Raw genomic sequence first — 4,285 nt, forward strand, 5'->3', positions numbered from 1 at the left:
GTTCCTTGGCGCCGACCAGCCGCGTCGCCCAGGCGTCGCGGCTGGTCGGCGCCAAGGAACTGGCCGAGACCAAGAAAGGCATCGCCGAAGGCCAGGTCGACATCGTCATCGGCACGCACGCGCTGCTCGGTTCCGCGATCTCGTTCAAGAACCTTGGTCTGCTGATCATCGACGAAGAGCAGCATTTTGGCGTCAAGCACAAGGAACGGCTGAAGGACCTGAAGACCGACGTGCACGTGCTGACGCTGTCGGCGACGCCGATCCCGCGAACGCTGCAACTGGCGTTGACCGGGGTGCGCGAGCTGTCGCTGATCGCCACGCCGCCGGTCGATCGGATGGCGGTGCGCACCTTCATATCGCCCTTCGATCCGCTGGTGATCCGCGAGACGCTGCTGCGCGAACGCTATCGCGGTGGCCATTCCTTCTATGTGGTGCCGCGCATAAGCGATCTCTCGGAAATACATGATTTCCTGAAGGAATCCGTGCCGGAGTTGAAGGTGGCGGTGGCTCATGGCCAGATGCCGCCGGGCGAACTCGACGACATCATGAATGCCTTTTATGACGGCCAGTACGACGTGCTGTTGTCGACCACCATCGTCGAATCCGGCCTTGATATTCCGACCGCCAACACGCTGATCATCCACCGCGCCGACATGTTCGGCCTGTCGCAGCTCTACCAATTGCGCGGCCGCGTCGGCCGTTCGAAGGTGCGGGCCTACGCGCTGTTCACGCTGCCGGCCAACCGCAAGCTGACCGACACCGCCGAGCGGAGGCTCAAGGTGCTGCAATCGCTCGACACTCTGGGCGCCGGCTTCCAACTGGCCAGCCACGACCTCGATATCAGAGGCGCCGGCAATCTTCTCGGCGAGGAGCAGTCCGGACACATCAAGGAGGTCGGCTTCGAACTCTACCAGCAGATGCTGGAAGAAGCCGTCGCCGAGGTGAAGGATTCGGGCGAGGTGCAGGATGGCGGCTGGTCGCCGCAGATTGCCGTCGGCACGGCGGTGATGATCCCGGAAAGCTATGTTCCGGACCTGCAGCTCCGGCTGGCGCTTTATCGCCGTCTCGGCGATCTCGAAAACACCGAGGAAATCGACGCTTTCGGCGCCGAGCTGATCGACCGCTTCGGCCCGCTGCCGGAGGAGGTGAAGCATCTGTTGAAGATCGTCTTCATCAAGGCGCTCTGCCGCAAGGCCAATGTCGAAAAACTCGACGCCGGGCCGAAGGGCGTCGTCATCCATTTCCGCAAGCGCGAATTCTCCAACCCGGTCGGGCTGGTCAAGTTCATTGGCGAACAGGGATCGTTGGCCAAGATCCGGCCGGACCACAGTGTCGTCTTCGTGCGCGACTGGCCGACAGCCGAGAAGAGGCTGGCGGGCTCGGCGGTCGTCATGACGCAGTTGGCACGGCTGGTGGAGAAGGCGGCGTAGCTAGCCTCGGACCATTCGCCAGCGCTGAAATTCCGGTCTAGAATAGGAAATTGGCTTCGTGTATGGAGCCGCGATCCCCAATTGGGGCCGGGAATGGCGGAGTATAGGCCGCTGGAAAGAGCGTTGGGTGCAGCGATGACGAAATGGTCGCCGAATTCGTGGAGAGCAAAGCCGATCAAGCAGGTTCCTGCTTATCCGGACCTTGCAGCGCTGAAGAACACGGAGGCCCAGCTCGCAACCTTTCCGCCGCTGGTTTTTGCCGGTGAGGCGCGCAAGCTCAAGAAGCAGCTCGCTTCGGTCGCTGCCGGTGACGCATTCCTCCTTCAGGGGGGCGATTGCGCCGAGAGCTTCGCCGAGCATGGCGCAGACAACATCCGCGACTTCTTCCGCGTCTTCCTGCAGATGTCGGTGGTGCTGACCTTCGCCGGCGCGCAGCCGGTGGTCAAGGTCGGCCGCGTTGCCGGCCAGTTCGCCAAGCCGCGCTCGTCCGACAACGAGACCAAGGGCGAGGTGACGTTGCCCAGCTATCGCGGCGACATCATCAACGGCATCGAATTCGACCCGAAGTCGCGCATTCCGGATCCCGCTCGCCAGGAGATGGCGTACCGCCAGTCGGCGGCGACGCTCAACCTTCTGCGCGCCTTCGCGCAAGGCGGCTATGCCAGCCTGGAGAATGTGCACCGCTGGATGCTCGGCTTCGTGTCCGACAGCCCGCAGGGCGAGAAATACGAGTCGCTCGCCAACCGCATCACCGAGACGATGGACTTCATGAAGGCCGTCGGCATCACTTCGGAAACCAACTACGCGCTGCGCGAGACCGATTTCTATACCAGCCATGAGGCGCTGCTGCTCGGCTACGAGGAGGCGCTGACGCGTGTCGATTCGACCTCCGGCGACTGGTACGCTACCTCGGGCCATATGATCTGGATCGGCGACCGCACCCGCCAGCCGGACCATGCGCATGTCGAATATTGCCGCGGCATCAAGAACCCGCTCGGCCTGAAATGCGGTCCGTCGCTGACGCCGGACGGCTTGCTGGAGCTGATCGACTTGCTCAACCCCGAAAATGAACCCGGCCGGCTGACGCTGATTGCACGTTTCGGCTCCGACAAGGTCGCCGACCATCTGCCGAAGCTGGTTCGCGCGGTGCAGAAGGAAGGCCGCTCCGTGGTGTGGTCGTCGGACCCGATGCACGGCAACACGATCGAGGCCGCCGGCTACAAGACGCGGCCGTTCGACCGCATCCTGAAGGAGGTTCAGACCTTCTTCGAAGTGCACCGCGCCGAAGGCACGCATCCGGGCGGCATCCATGTCGAGATGACCGGTAAGAACGTCACCGAATGCACCGGTGGCGCGCGCGCCATCACCGCCGAGGAGTTGCAGGACCGCTACCACACCCATTGCGACCCGCGCCTCAACGCCGACCAGGCGATCGAACTGGCGTTCCTGGTGTCAGACCTGCTCAAGAAGAGCCACCCGGTGCAGCACAAGCAGGTTGCGAACGGTTAAGCTCGATTTCGGCCTGAACGGCTGACGGAAAAAGCGCTGGAGAAATCCGGCGCTTTTCTTTTGGTTGGTTCAGTGCCCGCGTTCCCAGCGCAGGCCGGCGAGTCTGGGGTCAGCAAACGCCGCCCTTGAAAACTCGATGCGCTTTTCCGGAAACTCGCAGATCGCCTGCACGCCGAACGCACCAAGCCGGATGCGCCAGGTCCGCGGCTCCATTCTCCACGCCAGTACATGTCGCATTTGCTTGCGTGCGTGCGCCGCAAAGCTGGAATCCTGAAGGCGATGCCAGGCACTTTTCTTTCAAGGAGGATCGACGTGAGTGGTGGTCACCAGGGATCGTGTCTGTGTGGAGCCGTCCGCTTCAGAACGAACGGAGCGTTGCGTGGCGTCGTCTATTGTCATTGCTCGCAATGCCGCAAGCAGAGCGGACATTTCTATGCCGCGACCAATGTTGCCAATGTCGACATCGTGATCGATGGCGTGGAAAGTATCACCTGGTACGAAGCCTCTACCTTCGCCAGGCGTGGGTTCTGCAAGGCATGCGGGTCGGTGCTGTTCTGGAAGCCGCGAGACCAGGACTACGTTTCAGTCATGGCGGGATCGTTCGACAAGCCGACAGGTCTTGAGGGGGAATGCCATATCTTCGTTGGTGACAAGGGCGACTATTATTCGATCGACGACGGGCTGCCGCAGTTTGAAAAGTCGACACCGTCCATACCGGTTGCTGAATGAATCTTGGACAAGTCACCTTATTCCATTGATCTGGCCAGCCATTGCATTATCCCGTGCCGGTGATTCGCAAAGGGGTTTGGCATGCAGCGGCTGATCGACGCTTATTTCAATTCGGTGCGGGCGTTTCGCAAGCTGGCCGCCAGCGAGAAGGCTTTCCAGCAGGAGCTGATGCTGCTGGCGCTGGCACTGCCGCTCGGCTGGTTCGTTTCGATCTCGTGGCGCGGTTATGCCTTGCTGATCGGCGCGGTGCTGCTCTTGATCATGGTCGAGGTGCTTAACACCGGCATCGAGGCGGCATGCGACGCTTTCAGCCGCGAGTTCAATGTCGACATCCAGTTGGCCAAGGATTGCGGTTCGCTGGCGGTGCTGATTTCGGTGCTCATCGTCGCCGGTGTCTGGGGCATCGCCATTATCGAGCGGATCACTGGGCTACCGATCTAGCCTTTCGATGCCTATATGGCAGTCACCAAAGGAGACTGTCATGGCCGGGGCCGCCAATTTTCTGCTTCTCGAACGCGTGGGCCTGCCAGACGATCTGCGCTGGCTCGTCGAAAAATACCCGCGTGAAAACTGGCAGGACCATGCCAACGTCCACGGCATCGCCAATATGTGGCTGC

At 61.6% G+C, this 4,285-nt stretch carries 5 protein-coding genes; 4 read left to right on the top strand and 1 reads right to left on the bottom strand.

Translation table 11 applies throughout. The annotated features are described in order from the left end of the window. Both EN884_RS27610 and EN884_RS27615 read left to right on the top strand, forming a co-directional pair. Window positions 1-1,430, top strand: a 1,430-nt coding sequence (locus EN884_RS27610; RefSeq protein WP_281034847.1) for a TRCF domain-containing protein, incomplete at its 5' end; no start/stop codon positions are given. Window positions 1,431-1,565: 135 nt separating this feature from the next. Further along, the gene (locus tag EN884_RS27615; protein WP_013531905.1) at window positions 1,566-2,939 is read left to right on the top strand and encodes a 3-deoxy-7-phosphoheptulonate synthase class II; all 1,374 of its coding nucleotides are present in this window, start codon (window positions 1,566-1,568) and stop codon (window positions 2,937-2,939) included. A 69-nt stretch (window positions 2,940-3,008) separates the two neighbouring features. Here EN884_RS27615 and EN884_RS27620 read toward each other — a convergent pair whose 3' ends face one another. Then, window positions 3,009-3,152 carry a hypothetical protein gene (locus EN884_RS27620; protein WP_335918377.1) on the bottom strand — a complete coding sequence of 48 codons (144 nt, stop codon included), beginning with the start codon at window positions 3,150-3,152 and terminating at the stop codon, window positions 3,009-3,011. Between the two features lie 99 nt (window positions 3,153-3,251). On the opposite strand from EN884_RS27620, the gene EN884_RS27625 reads away from it, so the two are divergent. Then, the gene (locus tag EN884_RS27625) at window positions 3,252-3,668 is read left to right on the top strand and encodes a GFA family protein (protein WP_013531901.1); all 417 of its coding nucleotides are present in this window, start codon (window positions 3,252-3,254) and stop codon (window positions 3,666-3,668) included. Window positions 3,669-3,749: 81 nt separating this feature from the next. Continuing rightward, window positions 3,750-4,109 (top strand): diacylglycerol kinase, encoded by a 360-nt coding sequence (locus EN884_RS27630; protein WP_024503562.1) that lies wholly within the window; start codon window positions 3,750-3,752, stop codon window positions 4,107-4,109. Window positions 4,110-4,285 lie beyond the last annotated feature (176 nt).

The organism is Mesorhizobium sp. M7A.F.Ca.AU.001.01.1.1, assembly GCF_004022735.1.
Taxonomy (GTDB): Bacteria; Pseudomonadota; Alphaproteobacteria; order Rhizobiales; family Rhizobiaceae; genus Mesorhizobium; species Mesorhizobium ciceri.